At 72.6% G+C, this 17,587-nt stretch carries 16 protein-coding genes and 1 pseudogene; 12 read left to right on the forward strand and 5 right to left on the reverse strand.

All coding sequences use genetic code 11. From position 1 onward, the window contains the following. Positions 1 to 406: 406 nt before the first annotated feature. Positions 407 to 961 carry a hypothetical protein gene (locus tag ACQEUR_RS06305; RefSeq protein WP_433026729.1) on the forward strand — a complete coding sequence of 185 codons (555 nt, stop codon included), beginning with the start codon at positions 407 to 409 and terminating at the stop codon, positions 959 to 961. Between the two features lie 44 nt (positions 962 to 1,005). On the opposite strand, the gene ACQEUR_RS06310 is transcribed toward ACQEUR_RS06305, so the two are convergent. The 5 genes from ACQEUR_RS06310 to dnaA all read right to left on the reverse strand — a co-directional run bounded on the left by ACQEUR_RS06310 (position 1,006) and on the right by dnaA (position 7,713). After that, entirely contained in the window at positions 1,006 to 1,668 is a 663-nt protein-coding gene (locus ACQEUR_RS06310) for a DUF721 domain-containing protein (RefSeq protein WP_433026732.1), read from the reverse strand. Beyond that, positions 1,658 to 2,833, reverse strand: a complete 1,176-nt coding sequence (gene recF / locus ACQEUR_RS06315; RefSeq protein ID WP_433027762.1) for a DNA replication/repair protein RecF — start codon at positions 2,831 to 2,833, stop codon at positions 1,658 to 1,660. Before recF ends, ACQEUR_RS06310 begins: the two co-directional genes overlap by 11 nt. Positions 2,834 to 2,840: 7 nt before the next feature. Next, positions 2,841 to 3,713: a phosphogluconate dehydrogenase (NAD(+)-dependent, decarboxylating) gene (gnd, locus tag ACQEUR_RS06320; RefSeq protein ID WP_433026735.1), complete on the reverse strand. Its 873-nt coding sequence runs from the start codon at positions 3,711 to 3,713 to the stop codon at positions 2,841 to 2,843. A 29-nt stretch (positions 3,714 to 3,742) separates the two neighbouring features. Continuing rightward, entirely contained in the window at positions 3,743 to 4,876 is a 1,134-nt protein-coding gene (gene dnaN / locus ACQEUR_RS06325) for a DNA polymerase III subunit beta (protein ID WP_433026738.1), read from the reverse strand. Between the two features lie 752 nt (positions 4,877 to 5,628). Then, positions 5,629 to 7,713, reverse strand: a complete 2,085-nt coding sequence (gene dnaA, locus ACQEUR_RS06330) for a chromosomal replication initiator protein DnaA (protein ID WP_433026741.1) — start codon at positions 7,711 to 7,713, stop codon at positions 5,629 to 5,631. Between the two features lie 739 nt (positions 7,714 to 8,452). On the opposite strand from dnaA, the gene rpmH reads away from it, so the two are divergent. The 11 genes and pseudogenes from rpmH (at position 8,453) to ACQEUR_RS06385 (ending at position 17,245) form a co-directional block, all read left to right on the forward strand. Further along, positions 8,453 to 8,590, forward strand: a complete 138-nt coding sequence (gene rpmH, locus ACQEUR_RS06335; protein ID WP_433026744.1) for a 50S ribosomal protein L34 — start codon at positions 8,453 to 8,455, stop codon at positions 8,588 to 8,590. Between the two features lie 32 nt (positions 8,591 to 8,622). After that, positions 8,623 to 9,072: a ribonuclease P protein component gene (rnpA, locus tag ACQEUR_RS06340; protein WP_433026747.1), complete on the forward strand. Its 450-nt coding sequence runs from the start codon at positions 8,623 to 8,625 to the stop codon at positions 9,070 to 9,072. Positions 9,073 to 9,098: 26 nt separating this feature from the next. Further along, complete coding sequence (gene yidD, locus ACQEUR_RS06345) at positions 9,099 to 9,362, forward strand: membrane protein insertion efficiency factor YidD (protein ID WP_433026750.1); 264 nt, start codon at positions 9,099 to 9,101, stop codon at positions 9,360 to 9,362. Continuing rightward, entirely contained in the window at positions 9,359 to 10,405 is a 1,047-nt protein-coding gene (gene yidC / locus ACQEUR_RS06350) for a membrane protein insertase YidC (RefSeq protein ID WP_433026753.1), read from the forward strand. Before yidD ends, yidC begins: the two co-directional genes overlap by 4 nt. A gap of 568 nt (positions 10,406 to 10,973) precedes the next feature. Further along, positions 10,974 to 11,441 (forward strand): annotated as a pseudogene (locus tag ACQEUR_RS06355) (protein jag); the annotation flags it as partial. Positions 11,442 to 11,448: 7 nt separating this feature from the next. Then, on the forward strand, positions 11,449 to 12,321 hold the full coding sequence (gene rsmG, locus ACQEUR_RS06360) for a 16S rRNA (guanine(527)-N(7))-methyltransferase RsmG (protein WP_433026756.1): 873 nt from the start codon (positions 11,449 to 11,451) through the stop codon (positions 12,319 to 12,321). 80 nt (positions 12,322 to 12,401) lie between these two features. After that, the gene (locus tag ACQEUR_RS06365) at positions 12,402 to 12,692 is read left to right on the forward strand and encodes a hypothetical protein (protein ID WP_433026759.1); all 291 of its coding nucleotides are present in this window, start codon (positions 12,402 to 12,404) and stop codon (positions 12,690 to 12,692) included. 192 nt (positions 12,693 to 12,884) lie between these two features. Next, positions 12,885 to 13,391, forward strand: coding sequence for a SigE family RNA polymerase sigma factor (locus ACQEUR_RS06370; protein WP_433026762.1), 507 nt, complete (start codon positions 12,885 to 12,887; stop codon positions 13,389 to 13,391). Then, the gene (locus ACQEUR_RS06375) at positions 13,388 to 13,870 is read left to right on the forward strand and encodes a hypothetical protein (RefSeq protein ID WP_433026765.1); all 483 of its coding nucleotides are present in this window, start codon (positions 13,388 to 13,390) and stop codon (positions 13,868 to 13,870) included. The genes ACQEUR_RS06370 and ACQEUR_RS06375 overlap by 4 nt, the downstream gene beginning before the upstream one ends. Before the next feature lie 1,263 nt (positions 13,871 to 15,133). Continuing rightward, positions 15,134 to 16,177, forward strand: a complete 1,044-nt coding sequence (locus ACQEUR_RS06380; RefSeq protein ID WP_433026768.1) for a ParA family protein — start codon at positions 15,134 to 15,136, stop codon at positions 16,175 to 16,177. 27 nt (positions 16,178 to 16,204) lie between these two features. Continuing rightward, the gene (locus ACQEUR_RS06385; protein ID WP_433026771.1) at positions 16,205 to 17,245 is read left to right on the forward strand and encodes a ParB/RepB/Spo0J family partition protein; all 1,041 of its coding nucleotides are present in this window, start codon (positions 16,205 to 16,207) and stop codon (positions 17,243 to 17,245) included. The last annotated feature ends 342 nt before the right edge of the window (positions 17,246 to 17,587 follow it).

A 17,587-nucleotide genomic window follows, 5' to 3' on the forward strand; every position in this document is an offset into this window, starting at 1 on the left:
GTCGTCGCGCACACCGTGTCGTCGTCTCGCCGTCAATCTTACTGTGCCGAGATGACAGATCGGTTATGCGGCACCCCTGCGGGGCGCCCTCAGACCCTCGTAGGCGGCCGTACCCCTCCGCCCACGACTCCCCCCACACGCACCCCGTCGGATCGGGGGCGGTATCGGGCGCCGCCGGACGACCGACCTGGCCAACCGACCCTACCCGCCGGTCACCCCCGCAGAGCGCCCGCGACCGCCCGCCGGACGACCGCGCCGCGCCCCGAGGGCCCCGGGGGTCGCGCAGAGGGCGCGCGGTGCCGTAATTTGGCGACGCCGTGAGTAAGCTCCGTGGCCAGGATGCCCGGAAAGCGCACCGGACGGCCCGACCGACCGGTTCGTCAGGTGCACAGGAAGGTGACGCTCGATGGGGCTGGACAACGTCGCGGTGCGCTGGCCGCGGACCGGCCGCTTCTACGATCCGGTGGCCCCGGCGGAGTTCGTCGACTTCGGTGAGCTGGCAGATTCGCCGGACGTCGCCGCGCCGACGGCGGCCCTGGCCGGCTACATCGCCAAGAACGGCTCGGTCCGGGCGACCGCCTACACCGAGCTGGTCGACCTGCTGCTCGGCCTGGACGGTGTGCTCTACGCCACCGAGGCCGCGGCCGAGGACGAGGATCCGGTCATCGACCCGGACGGCTGCACCTGGATCGCCGGCGGGTTGGAGCGGTTCGTCGACGGACACCGCGAGCACGGCGACTCGGTGACCTTCGACACGGTCGGTGCCGTGCTGCGCGCCGCGCTCGCCGGCGGCCGGCTGGCCGAGCAGCAGCTGCGCTGGCTGGAAAGCCGGCTCGACGCCCTGCGCGACGAGTCCGGCGCACCCCCGCAGTGGAGCTTCGCCCGCTCCGAACTCGCCGTCCTGGCCGGTTTCTACCGCCGGTGCGCCGACCGCGGGTTCGCCGTCTACGCCGACTCCTGAGCCCGCCCGGGACGCCCCGGGCCGACACCGCCGGCCGGGCCCGGTCAGCCGTACGTGTCCCGTGGGCCACGGCCCCGTACCCGCCGGGGCCCACGGTTCCAGGACGGTGCGGCGGGGCCGTGGATGTGCAACCGGCGAACCACGTTGTGCCCGACCACCGCAGCTATCCGCTGGAGCAGCGAACCGGCCAGCAGCCGGAGCTGCGTCGCCCACGCGGTCGACTCCGCCTCGACCGTCAGCTCCCCGTCCTCCAGCTTGACCGGGCGGCTGTGCTTGGCCACCTCGGGCCCGACCACCCGCTCCCAGGCGCCGAAGACGGTCGCCTCGGCCGCCGGCTGCTGCCAGCCCCGGGACTTCACCAGCCGGGCCAGCACCGCGCCGAACAACTGCGGATCGCGGGGATCCGGTCCCGGACCGGAGTAGCCGCGCAACCGGCGCCGCGGCTGGCCCGGCCGTCCCGCCCCGGGCTCGCCCCCCGTCGCGGCCGCGTCGAGGTCGCCACCGGTCCGGTTACGCCGGGCCGGACCGCCCGCCCGCCGCCGGGCCAGGGCGGCGTCCACGACCGCCCGGGCCAGCTCGGGACCGGTCAGCTCGCCGGCTCCGTCCGGCTGCCCGGCGTCGGCCGGCGCGCCCGCGCCGGACGGCTGCCCGCCCCCGCCCGGCGCGCCCGCACCGGACGGCCGCGCGGCGCCCGATTCATCCGGCACGGCGTACCTCCCCCTCGATGACCTGGTAGCGGGCACCAACCAGGGCCACCGGCACGTCGTCGGGGACCGCGCAGGTGACCAGCAGCTGACTCGCCCCGCCGACCAGCCCGGCGAGCCGCTCCCGCCGGCCGGCGTCCAGCTCGGCGAAGACGTCGTCGAGGACCAGCACCGGTTCGACACCGTCCGCGCGGAGCAGATCGTACGCGGCCAGCCGCAGCGCCAGGGCGAACGACCAGGACTCGCCGTGGCTGGCGTAGCCCTTGGCCGGCAACGGGCCGAGGGTGAGGGCCAGCTCGTCGCGGTGCGGCCCGACCAGGGTCACCCCGCGCTCGATCTCGGCCCGGCGCGCCTCGGCCAGCGCATCGGTGAGCGCCGCCTCCAGCGTCGGCCGGTCCGGCACCGGCTCGGCGAGTTCCACCGACGGCCGGTACACGACGCCGGCCGCTCCGCGCCCCGCCGCCACCGCGTCGTACGCCTTGGTCACGTGCGGTGCCAGCGCGGCGACGAGCTCCAGCCGCCCGGCCAGGAGTTCGGCACCGTGCCGGGCCAGGTGGGTGTCCCAGACCGCGAGCGTCGCGAGGTCCGAGCCGCCCTCCGCCGGTGGCTCCTCCGAGGCGACCGGTCGGGCGGAACGGTCCCGCCCGGCCCGGCGCGCCAGATACGCGGTACGCAGCAGCGCGTTGCGCTGTTTGACCACCCGTTCGTAGTCGGCGCGGACGGCGGCGTACCGGGGCATCCGGGTGACCAGTAGCTCGTCCAGGTAGCGGCGGCGTTCGGCCGGGTCGCCCCGGACCAGCTCCAGGTCCTCCGGGGCGAAGAGCACCAGCCGCAGCGCACCGAGGACGTCCCGGGCCCGCCGGGCCGGCGAGCGGTTCAGCCGGGCCCGGTTGGCCCGCCCGGGGGCGATCTCCAACTCGACCAGCAGCTCCCGCCCGTCGTGCACGATCGCGCACCGGATCACCCCGGTGGTCGCCCCGGCCCGCACCAGCGGGGCGTCCGTGGCGACCCGGTGGCTGGCCAGCGTCGCCACGTAGCCGAGCGCCTCGACGAGGTTGGTCTTGCCGACCCCGTTGGCGCCGACGAAGACGTTCGGGCCCGGCTCCAGGTCGACCCCGACGCGCTCGTAGGAGCGGAAGTCGACCAGTTCGAGCCGGCGGACGTACACGAGGACGTCAGCGCTTGCGGGTGGCGTGTCCACCGAACTGGTTGCGCAGCGCGGAGACGGCCTTCATCGCCGGGGAGTCGTCCTGCCGGGAGGCGAAGCGGGCGAAGAGCGCGGCGGCGATCACGTTCATCGGTACGCCCAGCCGGACGGCCTCGTCGACCGTCCACCGGCCCTCGCCGGTGTCCTCGGTGTAGCCGCTCAGGTTGGCCAGCTCCGGGTCCTCGTCCAGCGCCCGGTCGAGCAGGTCCAGCAGCCAGGAGCGGACAACGGTCCCCTCCCGCCACGACTTGAAGACGCCGGGCACGTTCGTCACCAGCTCGGACCTGTCCAGCAGCTCGTAGCCCTCGGCGTAGGCGTGCATCAGGCCGTACTCGATGCCGTTGTGCACCATCTTGGTGTAGTGCCCGGCACCGACCGGGCCGGCGTGCACGAAGCCGAACTCGCCCTCGGGCTTGAGCGCGTCGAAGATCGGCATCAGCCGCTCGACGTGCTCGCGGGAGCCGCCGACCATCAGGCCGTAGCCGTTCTCCCGGCCCCAGATCCCGCCGGAGACCCCGACGTCGACGTACCCGATGCCGTGCTGGTCGAGCTTCTCCGCCCTCGGCAGGTCGTCGCTGAACCGGGAGTTGCCGCCGTCGATGATGACGTCGCCGGGGTCGAGCACCTCGATCAGCCCGTCCACGGTGGCCTCGGTGTACTCCACGGGCACCATCACCCAGACGGCGCGCGGCGCGGTCAGCTTGGCGGCCATCTCGGCCAGGCTGGCGACGTCGGTCACGCCCGGGTTCCGGTCGAACCCGACGACCTCGTGACCGCCGGCGCGCAGGCGCTCGCGCATGTTGCCGCCCATCCGGCCGAGCCCTACGAGGCCGAGCTGCATTGACTTTCCCTTCGGTGGAACCGGTGCGATCAGCGGGTGACCCGGATCGGCATGATCAGATAGCGGTAGCCGGGGACGATCTCGCCGTCGTCGCCGCAGGCCGCGATCACCGCGGGCTTGAACGCGTCCACGAAGGAGAAGACCGCGGTTGCCGAGCCGAGGTTCTGCAGCCCGTCGACCAGGTACTGCGGGTTGAAGCCGATGGTCAGCGGCTCACCGGTGAAGGTGGCCTCCATCGCCTCGCTCGCCCGGGCCTCCTCGGTGCCGCCGGCCTCCACGACCAGCCCGTCCGAGCTGAAGTTCAGCAGCACCGGTGTGGTCCGCCCGCCGACCAGCGACACCCGCTTGACGACCTCGGTGAGCGCCGCCACCCCGACCCGGGCCTCGGCGTTGTGGCTGCTCGGGAAGAGGGAGCGCACCGGCGGGTAGTTGGCGCCGTCGAGCAGGCGGCTGGTGGTGCGCCGGGTGCCGCCGCTGAACCCGATCAGGCCCTCGCCCGCGGCCCCCTGCGAGAGGGCCATCGTGACGGTGCCGCCCAGCGGGCCGAGCGTCTTGGCGGTGTCGTGCAGGGTCCGGGCCGGCACCAGTGCGTTGATGCTGACCTCCGGGTCGTCCGGCTGCCACTCGATCTCGCGCAGTGCCAGGCGGTAGCGGTCGGTCGCGAGCATGGACAGCGTCGAACCGTTCAGCTCGATCCGTACCCCGGTCATCATCGGCAGGGTCTCGTCCCGGCCGGCGGCGACGGCGACCTGCCCGACGGCGGTGGCGAAGGCCGCCGCGTCGATGGTGCCGGCGCTGGCCGGCATCTCCGGAAGCGTCGGGTAGTCCTCGACGGGCATCGTCGGCAGGGTGAAGCGGGCGCTGCCGCAGACCAGCTCCAGGTGCGCTCCGGCGGCGGCGATGTCGACCGGCTTCGCGGGCAGCGCCTTGGTGATCTCGGCCAGCAACCGGCCGGAGACCAGCGCGGCACCCTCCGCCTCGCTCTGCACGTCGACGCTGACCTGGCTGGAAACCTCGTAGTCGAAGCCCGAGACGTGCAGGCCACCGTCGGTGACCCGGAGCAGGACGCCGGCCAGCACCGGCACCGACGGACGGTTGGGCAGACTCTTCGCCGTCCACGCCACGGCGTCGGCGAGCGCGTCACGCTCCACGCGGAACTTCATGCCATGCCTCCGGGTCGACATCAGCGACAACTGTCTCATGCCGGCGGCCGCCTAACGGCCCCGCCAACCGTGCGGGTCTCCATCGCACCTTAGGGCCCACCGGCATCGGCTGTGCGCCCGACCCCGGTGCTCGGCTGCGACCGCACCCCGCCGGTGGGCGGAACGCAGGAATCCACAGCATGCCCAACGCCGGTGATTGGTTTTTGTTCTTTAGTAGAGATAACTCAATCGTCTTCATCGGTGCTGTGCAAACTGTGGAGAAGTGCCGTCGAGGCAGGTCAGAGGCTTATCCACCGGTGTGCGGGGTGTGGAGAACCGGCCCGAAACCGGGGTCGGCGATCCACAGCCCCGGGTGACGTGAGAGTTGTCCACGGTTGTCCACCGGTTGTCCACCGGGTTGCCCACCGTCTTTTCCCCAGTTGTGGGGACGGCGTACCGGAGATCGACGACGACTGTCCCCAGAACCTTCAACAGGCCGTGCACAGCGGGACGGCGGCGGTGGAGAACTCGGTCACTCTCCGTGCCTGTCCACAGCGGTTTCCCCAACCCTTGTCCACAACATGTGGGTCCAGCGCCCCGACCCCCGGCGGCGGTTGTCCACCGTTGGGGACGACGGGCTGTGCATAACCCGAGAAGCTGTGCACGAGGAACCGGGGGGCTGTGCATGAAAAACCGGGGGGCTGTGCATGAAAAAAGGTCGGGCCCGGCCGTCGGAACGGCTCGGGCCCGACCCGGAGGAGTCGGCGAGGCTCTCAGGTGTTCTGCTTGATCCGGTTCGTCAGCTCGGCGATCTGGTTGTAGAGCGAGCGCCGCTCCGCCATCTGCTGCCTGATCTTGCGGTCGGCGTGCATCACGGTGGTGTGGTCGCGACCGCCGAAGGCCTGGCCGATCCGGGGCAGCGAGAGGTCGGTCAGCTCCCGGCACAGGTACATGGCCACCTGGCGGGCGTTCACCAGCACCCGCGACCTCGACTGGCCGCGCAGGTCCTCCAGGCTGACCCCGAAGTAGTCGGCGGTGGAGACCATGATCTGGTCGGCGGTGATCTCCGGTCCGGAGCCGTCCGGGATGAAGTCCCGCAGCACCTCCTCGGCGAGCGAGAGCTCGACCGGGGAGCGGGTCAGCGACGCGAACGCGGTGACCCGGATCAGCGCGCCCTCCAGTTCCCGGATCGAGTTGGCGATCCGGGAGGCGATGAACTCCAGTACGTCCGGCGGGGCGAAGAGCCGCTCCTGGGCGGCCTTCTTCTGCAGGATCGCGATCCGGGTCTCCAGGTCCGGCGGCTGGATGTCGGCCAGCAGCCCCCACTCGAAGCGGGTACGCAGCCGGTCCTCCAGCGTGGCCAGGTCCTTCGGCTTGCGGTCCGAGGTGATCACGATCTGCTTGTTGGCGTTGTGCAGCGTGTTGAAGGTGTGGAAGAACTCCTCCTGGGTCCGTTCCCGGTTCTCCAGGAACTGGATGTCGTCGATCAGGAGGATGTCCACGTCCCGGTAACGACGCTGGAACGCGCTCGTCTTGTCGTCCCGCAGCGAGTTGATGAAGTCGTTGGTGAACTCCTCGGTCGAGACGTACCGGACCGAGCGGGCGTTGCCCAGCGTGGTGGCGTAGTGGCCGATGGCGTGCAACAGGTGGGTCTTGCCCAGCCCGGAACTGCCGTAGATGAAGAGCGGGTTGTACGCCTTCGCGGGCGACTCGGCCACCGCCACCGACGCGGCGTGGGCGAAGCGGTTGGACGACCCGATGACGAAGGTCTCGAACATGTATTTCGGGTTCAGCCGGTTGCCGCCGACGTCGCCGGCCCCGCCCACCCCGCCGGGCCGGCGGTCGTCCCGGCCTCCGGGCCGGCGGTCGGCCAGCCCGCCACCCCGGCCGGGGCCGTTGTCGGTCGCGCCGTCCCGGCCCAGGTGCCCGCTGTCCCGCCCACCGTCGTAGCGTCGCTCCGACGACCGGGGGTCGACGCCGAACTGGCCCATGTCGCGGGGGTCACCGCGCCGCTCGTCCAGATTCCGCCGTTCCTGCTGCGGCGGGCTCGGCCGGTACGGCTCGGGGTAGGGGGCGGCGAAGAGCGTCTCCTGGGCGTCCCGGCTGTTCGGAATCATGGGGGACCTTGGGGCGGGCTGCTGCGCCGAACCGGGGTACGCGTTCTCACCGGGGTAGGTGTTCTGGTCGGGGTACGCGTTCTGGTCGGGGTAGGGCGCGCCTCCCCGGTCGCCCGGGTCGGACTCCGGCTCGGCGCCGCGGTGTGCCGGCCCGTCCTGCCCCGTCCCGCCGGCGTAGCGCCCCTGGTCGGCCCCGCCGGAATAGCGGCTCTGGTCCGGCCCGCCGGGGTAGCGGTCCTGCTCCGGCGGACCGGAATAGCGGTCCTGGTCCGGCCCGCCCGAGTAACGCCCCTGGTCGCCGCCGTACCCGCCGCTCTGGTCGGGTCCGGGGTACCCGCCGCCGGGTCCCGCGGGGTATCCGCCACCCGACTCGGCCGGGCCGTAACCACCGGCGGCCGGATCCGGTCCGCCGTAGCCGGGGTGCGACTCGGTGGCCGGCGGGGCGCCGTAGACGGTGCCGGCCGGGCGGCCCGAGGGATCCTCGGGCGGCCGTACCGTGACCGCCACCTGGACCGCCCGTCCCAGTCGCCGGGAGAGCGCCTCGGTGATGGCCGGGCGGAGCCGGGACTCGATCACGTCCCGGGTGAAGGCGTCCGGTACGGAGAGCAGTGCGGTGTCCTCGACGATCGCGCGCAGGCGGGTCAACCGAAGGTAGGCGCGCTGCTGTGCCGAGATGATCTCGTCGGCCAGTTCCTCGGTCGCCGCCATCCACACCGCGGCAAGGTCGATCGTGTCGGCCACCGTCGCGCCACCCCCATCGCCTCTGCGTTTCCGGCCGCCGTTGCCGTCCCAGCCGACCGTTCCAGGCTTGCTATCGTGCTCGAACAGGCACGACGCGGCGCATTGGCCACCGACGTCGTCCACAGGTTATCCACAACCTGTGTATCGACCGATTGTGTCGCCCGGCTGGCCGTCGGTGTTGCCGCCCCCTGTGCGATCCGGCGTTGACGCGGGTTCCCCTGGTCGAACGATCGACGAGCTTGTCCGGTTTTGCCCGGCAGCGACACCCCGACCCCCCGACGCTGACGTGCAATCGGGCACGCTAACAGCGTTGTCCACACCCCTTCAACCGTCGCCCCCGCCGAGGCCTTCTCAACATCGGTGAAAAACCCCGCCCGCCGGAAGGCCGCGGTACCGGGCCGCCGGGGTCGGTGGCTTCGTGCGGTACGCCTGGTTGGCCGGCTCTCGACGGGGCGGACCGGGTTCGTCCCGATCGGCGCGGCCGGGGCGCGCCGGGGGTGCCGGACGGGAGCGTTTGACGCTGGTCGCCGGCCTGCGTAGGCTCCAACGGTTGCTCTGCCGCCCTCTGCTAGGGTGGTGGGCGACTGCTGACCACGGCCCGTGCCGAGCAGCGCGGGCACCGGCCGGACCTCGACGCCGGGCGGTGCCGGAACCGGTCGCCCGCCGAGGCGACCAACGCCAGACCACCACACGACCCCGGTGTCGCGTCATCGGGGCGTACGAAGACGGAGAGCCTGACGTGAGCAAGCGCACGTACCAGCCGAACAACCGCCGGCGCGCGAAGACCCACGGCTTCCGGCTGCGCATGCGCACCCGGGCCGGCCGCGCCATCCTCTCGGCCCGCCGCAGCAAGGGTCGCACCACCCTCTCGGCCTGACGGCCGGCGAGGCCGATCCGGGGTAGGTAGTCGTGCTTGCGGCCGCACAGCGACTTCGCCGCAGCGACGACTTCGCCGCGGCGATCCGAGGCGGGCGACGGTCCGGTCGCGGCACCGTCGTGGTCCATCTGGATCTCGCCGGCAGCCCCGACGCACCGGACCCGGCCGAGAACACCGCAGCACCGAACAGAGCAGCACGCGAGCCGGCGCAGGCCGACGGCGCGGGGCGACAGCCCGCACCGTCCCGCGCCGGCTTCGTCGTATCCAAGGCGGTGGGCGGGGCGGTGGTGCGCAACAAGGTCCGCCGCCGGCTCCGGCACCTCGTCCGCGAGCGCCTGGCCGGACTGCCCGCCGGCGCCACCCTGGTCGTACGGGCGCTGCCCGATGCCGCGTCGGCCTCGTACGCCCGGCTCGGCGCCGACCTCGACGCCGCGCTCCACACGGCGCTGGCGCCCCGAAAACCGGGCCGGCGGTCCCGGTGAGCGGCGGGACCACGGGTTCGTCCGGGATGACACTCGGTGCCCGAGTGCTGGCAGGACCCATCGTCGCGTACCGTCGTTGGATAAGCCCGGCGCTGCCGGCCCGCTGTCGGTTCTACCCGTCGTGCAGCGCGTACGCCCTGGAGGCGGTCGTGCGGCACGGTGCACTTCGGGGAGCCGTCCTGGCGGTCCGGCGGCTGTTGCGCTGTCACCCCTTCCACCCCGGTGGATATGACCCGGTGCCGGAGCCGGGCGGACGCCGCCACGTCAACGTGACTGGAGCCCCGAATTGAGTCTCGACTGGATCTACTGGGCGATCTCGTGGATCCTGCTGCGCTGGCACTCCGCGTGGGAGGCCGTCGGGGTGTCCGCCGACGCGGTCCTGGGCACGAACTGGACCTGGATCCTCGCGATCATCTTCCTGGTGGTCACCCTCCGGGTGATCCTTTTCCCGATCTTCGTGAAGCAGATCAAGTCGCAGCGGGCGATGCAGGCGCTCCAGCCCAAGCTGAAGGAGCTCCAGGAGAAGCACAAGGGTGACCGGGAGACGCTCCAGAAGGAGATGATGGAGCTCTACCGGAAGGAGAAGGCCAACCCGCTGATGGGCTGCCTTCCGATCTTCCTGCAGGCTCCGGTCTTCCTCGGCCTCTTCCACGTGCTGCGCCGTCTCGACCCGGCGAAGCAGAACAAGACCCTGTACGGCTGGTCCGTCGACCAGTTCGAGAGCGCGACCCACGCCCGGCTCTTCGACGTGCCGATCGCCGGCAAGTTCGGCTCCAGTGCCGCAGAGCTGGCCCGGCTGAACGCCAGTGGCACCTCCGTGAAGATCCTTGCCGGGGTGCTGGTGGCCATCATGATCATCACCACCTACCTGACCAGCCGGCAGATGATCCTCAAGACCGGCTGGGCGGAGGACCCGCAGCAGCGGATGATCCAGCGGCTGATGCTCTACGGCATCCCGGCCTCGCTGCTGATCTCCGGCGCGATCTTCCCGATCGGTGTGGTCATCTACTGGGTCACCAACAACCTCTTCACCCTCGGCCAGCAGCAGTGGGTGCTCCGCAAGTACCCGCCGCCGCCCACCCCCAACATGGGCCGGCTGCCCAAGCCGGGCGAGAGCCCTCGCCGTACCACCACGACCACCGGCCCGCGCCGGGGCACCGACGCCCGCAACCCGGTGCAGCCGGCCAGGTCGGGTGGGCTGTTCGGCCGGGGCAAGGCCAACGGCAGCCAGCCGGAGAGCAAGCCGGCGGTCGACACCAAGGCGCTCGCCCCCAAGCCGGGCGCCAAGCCGGTCAACCCCAAGAAGGGTCGTCCGGCGAAGCGCCAGGGTTGACGCGACGGGTCGCCGGCCACCCCCCGCTGGCCGGCGGCCCGACAGGATCTCCGGACCGAGCGGCCGCCAGCGCGCCGGCGCCGGTACGGAGTCCTCCGCGCCCCGCGCGAGGAGGGCGGTAGCGCCCCCGACAGACGTGCCCGTGGCACTCGGCGATCGCCCGCCGGACACGGGAAACCAGCGGGACCGTACGGTCCGGCCGAGAGAGTACGGAGATGAGACCGTGACCGACACGAGTATTCCGCGCGCCGAACAGCCGCTGGAGGACAGCGATCCGACGGTGGTCGCCGGTTCCGCAGAGGAGGCCGAGACCACCGAGGCCATCTCGACCGTCGGCGACAACGCCGAAGCCTCCGGCGACGACGCCGGCGACGTCGAGGCCTCGGGCGACAACGCCGTCGTCGACGCCGCCGTCCAGGACGCGGAGGACACCGACGGCGCGGAGGACGACGAGGAAGAGGACGACAAGGAAGAGGACGACGAGGAGGACGAGGAAGAGGACGAGGAAGAGGACGAGGAAGAGGACGAGGAGGAGGGAGACGAGGCGGGCGAGCGGCCGGCCTCGGCGACCAGCGACTCGGACCTGTTCCGGCAGAGCGAGATCGCCGCGGACTACGTGGAGGGCCTGCTGGACATCCTCGACTACGACGGCGACATCGACGAGCTGGTCTCGGCCGGGCGCCCGGTCGTCGAGGTGGTCGGCGACCGGCTCCAGGCGCTGGTGGGCCAGCGCGGAGCCACACTGGAGGCGTTGCAGGAGCTGACCCGGCTGGCCGTGTTCCGGCAGACCGGTTCGCCCAGCCGTCTGCTGCTCGACGTCGGTGGCTACCGGGCGAACCGGCGCAAGGAACTCTCCGCCGTGGCCAGGAACGCGGTGGAGAAGGTCAAGCAGCACGGCGAGGCGGTCCGGCTGGAGCCGATGTCCGCGTTCGAGCGCAAGTGCGTACACGACGTGGTGAACGCGATCTCCGGGGTGGAGAGCGAGTCGGAGGGCGTCGAGCCGAGCCGCCGGATTGTCGTCCGTCCGGCCGGCTGAGCAGCTGATGACGCACGATCGTACGTCCGGCCCGGATGGCGAACCGCCGTCCGGGCCGTTTCCTGTCCCCGGTCCCGCCCCGGCCGACGCGGCGGCACTTCCGGCCGAGTTGGCCGCCGCCGCCCGTACGCTCTTCGGTGACCGGCTGCCGCTCGCCGAGGCGTACGCCGGGCTGCTGGCCACCGACGGGGTCGTCCGTGGCCTGATCGGCCCTCGTGAGACGTCCCGGATCTGGGACCGGCACCTGCTCAACTGCGCGCCGTTGGCGGAACTCATCCCGCAAGGACGCGCCGTGGTCGACGTCGGGTCCGGCGCGGGCCTGCCCGGGATCGTCCTCGCGGTCGCCCGGCCGGACCTGCCGATCCTGCTGGTCGAGCCGCTCGCCCGGCGCGCGGCGTTCCTGACCGAGGTGGTGGCCGCGCTCGACCTCGGCGGCTCGGTCACGGTGCTGCGGGCCCGGGCGGAGGAACTCGCCGGTACCGCTCGGGGCGGCGATGCGGACTGGGCCGGGGCGGTGACACTGCCGGCCGAGGTGGTGACGGCGCGGGCCGTGGCGCCGCTGGACCGCCTCGCCGGATGGTGTCTTCCGCTCGTGGCACCGGGCGGCCGACTTCTCGCGTTGAAGGGTGCCAGCGCCGCCGACGAGGTGGCCGAACACGCGGTCGCGGTGGGTCGGCTCGGCGGGTCCCGGCCGGTCGTCCGCCGGTGTGGCGTCGGCATCGTCGAGCCGCCGACCACTGTGGTGGAGATCGTCCGGGAACGGGTGGTCGGTCCCGGGCCGACGAAGCCGTCCCGCTCGTCGGCCCGGTCGTCGTCGCGCTCGGCCGGGGGACGGCGCGGTGGCGGCCCCACCGGACGGGGCCGGACCCCCCGCGGCTAGCCCGGGCTCGTGGACCCTCGGTGGCCCGCGGCGGCGCCCGGCGCCCACCGGCTCACTGCGGCAGCGGTGGCTGTCCCGGCGTGGACGGTGTCGGGCTCGCGGTGGGCACTGGCGGCTGCCCGGGCGTGGACGGGGTAGGGCTGGCCGTCGGCACTGGCGGCTGCCCCGGCGTCGACGGGGTCGGGCTCGTGGTCGGCAATGGTGGCTGCCCGGGTGCCGTGGGCGCCATGGTGGGCGGGGGTGGTTGCCCCGGCGCCGCGGCCCGGTCCGAGGCGGCGCTGGCGACGAGCGCCCCGGACAGCACCAGCGCGGCGACCGCCGCGGCGAGCCCGGTACCGATGACCAGTGGGCGTCCTCGCGATCCCGGATAGCGGCTGGCCAGACCTGCTGTTCTGTGAAGCACGGCTCCTCCTCGATCTCCTCGCGCCCGAGGGACGCGGCCGGATGCGTCTGCACCGGTGACCTACGAGCGGTGGGACGGAAAAGTTGCGTCGCCCCGGGCACAACCTTTCGGTCCGCTCACTCGTCTGACCGGTGCGCGCTTCGGCGGCGAGGGGGCATGCATGGCACAGGGCGACGAGGAGTTCGTACGGTTCGTCGAGGACAGCTCGGGCCGCCTGCTGCGGGCCGCGTACCTGCTCACCGGTGACCGCCACCGGGCGGAGGAGGCTACCCAGGCCGCCCTGGTCCGCACCTATGCGAGCTGGTCGCGGGTACGCCGGGACGACGCGTACGCCTACACCCGGCGGGTGATGGTCAACGAGGCGATCGACGGCTGGCGCCGCCCGTTGCGCGAGTACGCCACCGCGGAGGTGCCGGAGTGCCCGGCCGGCCGGGACATCGCCGACGAGGTGGCCCGGCGTCGTTGGGTGGTGGACGCCCTCTCCGCGTTGTCAGCGCGGGAACGGGCCGTGGTCGTGCTCCGCTTCTTCTTCGACCTCGCCGAGGCCGAGGTGGCCGCCGAGTTGAACGTGTCGCTCGGGACGGTGAAGAGCACCTCGTCCCGGGCGCTCGCAAAGCTTCGGGTGACCGGAGCCGAGGCGCCCGAACTGGTGAGGAGGACGCGATGACGGACCTCGACGCGTTCCGTACGGCACTGCGCGGCGGCCGGGACGAAGAGCCCGGCCGGCTGGACCTGGCCCTGGTCATCCGACGTGGTCGGCGGGTACGCCGCCGGCGACGGGTGCTGGTCGCGGGTGCCGCGACGGGGCTGGGTGCGGCGGTGCTGATCGGCGTCCTCGCGCTGGGCGGCCTGCCGACGCCACCGCCGGGTCCCGCCGTACCGTCCCGCCCCGACCCGACCCGTCCGTCGCCGGTGCCGGGGTCGACCGTGCCGGATCCGACGTCGCAGCTCGGGCCGACACCCGCCCCGACGGCGCCGGTCAGCACCCAACCCGGCCTCGGCGGGCCGGCGGGCAGTCAGCCCCGCCACCCCGCCTCCCCGTCGACCCAGGCCGGCGTCGCCTCGCCGTACGGCCAGCGCCCCGACCCGCGTCGGGGCGGTTGTGCGGTCTCGCCGGCCGGCCAGGGCGCCGGTGGCTGCCGGTAACGGGCGGGTGTTCCGCCGTCCGCGCCGCGGTGCCGCCGGGCTGGTGTGGCCGCTCGACGCCCGCGCCTTCCGGCCCTCGGCGGACCTCGACCGCCGAGGGCCGGCCTCCCGGTGCGCGAATCTCCTCTGTGGAGCGTCCTCCGGGAGCGCTCGTTCCCGCCCGGCGGTCGGCACTTTCCCCGTTGACCGCGATGCCTTTGAGGCAATATTTATGACTCTCAGGCATGGCGGTCATCCCGGCAGCCTCGGCGTCCCGCTTCTCGGCCCCCGGTTCTCGGCTCCGACTCTCGGCCCCCGGCCCGGGCGCCCCGGCCCCTGGCCCCTGGCCCCTGGACCCTGGACCCGTCCCCGGCGCCCCGGTCCCCGGGCCGCGACCTGGGTGCGACCGGGGGAGGCGGACGTGGTATGCCTCCGCTGGGGTTCCGCGCCGCCTGTCGGGTCGAGTAGAGGGCCGCCTCGGCGGCTGGTCACGCCGACGCGCGAGGGGCTGACGTGTTGGCCCGCCCACACCCGGGGTTCGTCGACGGTCGGCTTGGCAGCCGAATTCCCTGTCCAGGCGGGGCGTCCGGGACATCTCGTTCGTTGACCGGAGAGCTCAACTCGCGGACAGGCCGTGGCCACATGCGCCCATCACCCGTAGGCTGACCGCGCGTCGATAATGTAGACCGGGCGGTGGCTGGCAGGCTGAGGCCGCCGCCGCTTCTTGCCGGACCGCACGCTACGCCCGAGGCGCGGGCAGGAGTGCCGACGGTGCCGACCCCATCCGAAGCTGGCAGGGATGAAACGGTGCATGACAACGGTAGGTACGACGATTCAGGGATGACGGACTCCGGGGACTATCACCCCGGCGGCGCCGACGTTTCACGTGAAACCGACTACGAGGGTTGGTCTGCCAGTGGTCGGGTCCGCCCGCCCGTTCGGAGCGACGACCGGGAGAACCCCGACAACGGATACGGCACGCCCCCGTCACCGCCCGGCCGAGGCGCGGCCCGAGTCGTCCCGCCCGCAGGGGCGTCGGAACCGGCTCAGGCGGTCCGTCCGGGGCCGCACCCGCCGTACCCGGGGACGGTTGGCCCCCCGTACCCGCCGGGCGTGAGCGGGTCTGCCCGGGTGCCGGAGCAGGCGGTCCCGGTGACGTCTCCGGGCCCGGTGGTTCCTCCGCGTCCGGCGGCATCTCCGGGGTCTGCCGCCCAGGTCGAGCCGCCCGTTCCGGCCCGGCCCGCAGGGCGGCGGAGTGCGGCGCCTCCGGGTGCGCCGGTCGAGATGGCGGCCTCCGCCACGACACCGACAGCGGCCACGACCGGCGCCACGCCGAATCTGGATGCGCCACCTGGCCAGGCCGTCGACCCGGCCGGCGCGCCAGCCCCACCCCTCACCGAGGAAGCTTCAGCCGACGCGTACGTTTCACGTGAAACGCCGTCGCGCGAACAGGACGATCCCCCGCTGGCAATGGAGGCAATGCGCGCTGTGCAAATCCTGAATCCGAGCGGCGAGGTGACCATGCCTCGCCCGGACCGGCCGCGGATCATGTGTGTCGCGAACCAGAAGGGAGGCGTCGGTAAGACCACCACCACGGTCAACCTGGCGGTCGCCCTGGCGCTGCACGGTAACCGCGTCCTCGTCGTCGACCTCGATCCGCAGGGGAACGCCTCGACCGGCCTGAACGTGCCCCACCACGCCGGCGTACCGGACGTCTACGACTGCCTGATCGACAACGTTCCGTTGGCCGAGGTGGCCCAGACGGTCGAGGGGATCCCGAACCTCTGGTGCGTACCGGCCACCATCGACCTCGCGGGTGCGGAGATCGAACTCGTCTCCGTCGTGGCACGTGAGTCCCGGCTCGGCCGCGCCATCGCCGGCCACCCGGCCGAGTTCGACTACGTCTTCATCGACTGCCCGCCCTCCCTCGGGCTGCTCACCGTCAACGCGCTGGTGGCCGCGCAGGAGGTGCTGATCCCCATTCAGTGCGAGTACTACGCGCTGGAGGGGCTCAACCAACTGATCAACAACATCAACCTGGTGCGGCAGCACCTCAACCCCACGCTGGAGGTCTCCACCATCCTGCTCACCATGTACGACCGCCGTACCCGGCTGGCGGACGCGGTGGAGCAGGATGTCCGGAACCACTTCGGGGACAAGGTCCTCCAGGCGGTCATCCCGCGCAACGTGCGGGTGTCGGAGGCTCCCAGTTACGGCCAGTCCGTGATGACCTACGATCCCGGTTCGCGGGGCGCCACGAGCTACTTCGAGGCCGCGCAGGAGATCGCCCTGCGCGGCGTGAAGGAGACCGTTGGCCGCAATGTCTAGGTCGAGCGATTCGCTGGGAGGCGTGGCATGAAGAACCGTCCGCGGGGCGGGCTGGGGCGGGGTCTGGGTGCGCTGATCCCCACGACTCCGCCGCCGGCCGGTACCGGAGTGGCCACGGCGGAGGTTCCGTCCCACCGCCCGGAGGCCGCCGAACCGCCGCTGACCGCACAGCCCGCGCAGCCCGAGCCGACTCCGGCCGTCGCCCCGGCACCGCCGGCCGGCCCCGAGCTGGCGCCGGTGCCTGGCGCGCGGTTCGCCGAGATCCCGCTCGACGCCATCGTGCCGAACCCGAAGCAGCCCCGGCAGGTCTTCGACGAGGACGCCCTGGAGGAGCTGAAGCTCTCGATCGAGGAGGTGGGTTTCCTCCAGCCGGTCGTGGTACGCCAGCTCTCCGACGACCGGTACGAGCTCGTCATGGGCGAGCGGCGGTGGCGCGCGGCCCAGGCCGTGGGCCGGGAGTCGATTCCGGCGATCGTCCGGGACACCAAGGACGACGCAATGCTCCGGGACGCGCTCCTGGAGAACATCCACCGGGCCAACCTGAACCCGCTGGAAGAGGCGGCGGCGTACCAGCAGCTCCTGGAGGAGTTCGGCGCGACGCACGAGGAGCTGGCCCGGCGGATCGGCCGGAGCCGGCCGCAGATCTCCAACACAATCCGGCTTTTGAACCTGCCGAACGAGGTGCAGCAGCGGGTGGCGGTGGGGGTGCTCTCCGCCGGTCACGCCCGGGCGTTGCTCGGGCTGGACGATCCGGCCGCGCAGGAGGAGCTGGCCCGGCGCATCGTGGCCGAGGGGCTCTCCGTACGGACCACGGAGGAACTGGTGCAGGTGGCCGACCAGACGCCCACCCGTGCCGGTACGGCGAAGCGACGGCCCAAGGTGCACGCTCCCGCCCTCACCGATCTCGCGGACCGGCTGTCGGACCGGTTCGACACCCGGGTCAAGGTCGACATCGGGCGGAGCAAGGGAAAGATTACGATCGAGTTCGCGACGGTGGACGACCTGGAGCGGATCGTCGGGATCATCGGCATGGAGAACCAGGACTCCCAGGGCGACTCCGCGGACTGACCGCGGATAGCTGCGCCACCGAGATGGCTGCGGGCCCACGACGGGACCGCGGCCATCCGCTTTTCCAGCGGACGTCTGGTCTTCCGGGGCCGTCTTCCTCCCAGCGCGCGTCTACCTCCCAATGGGGCGTCTGCCTCCGACGGGTCCGCCTTCCACCGGACGTCTGCCTCGCAACGGGGTCTGCCTTCCGGCGGGGTCTGCTCTTCCAACGGGCGCCCGTCCGGCTGCCCGGCGGAGAAGACGCATCGCCGACCAAGGTCCTATCCAACGATTCGGCCAGACCCAGCGTCCCGGGGATCCTCGCGGGCACGGTCCAGGTGCCGTCGGCCCGCCCGTTCCCAG

Source organism: Plantactinospora sp. CA-290183 (assembly GCF_050936375.1).
GTDB lineage: Bacteria > Actinomycetota > Actinomycetes > Mycobacteriales > Micromonosporaceae > Plantactinospora.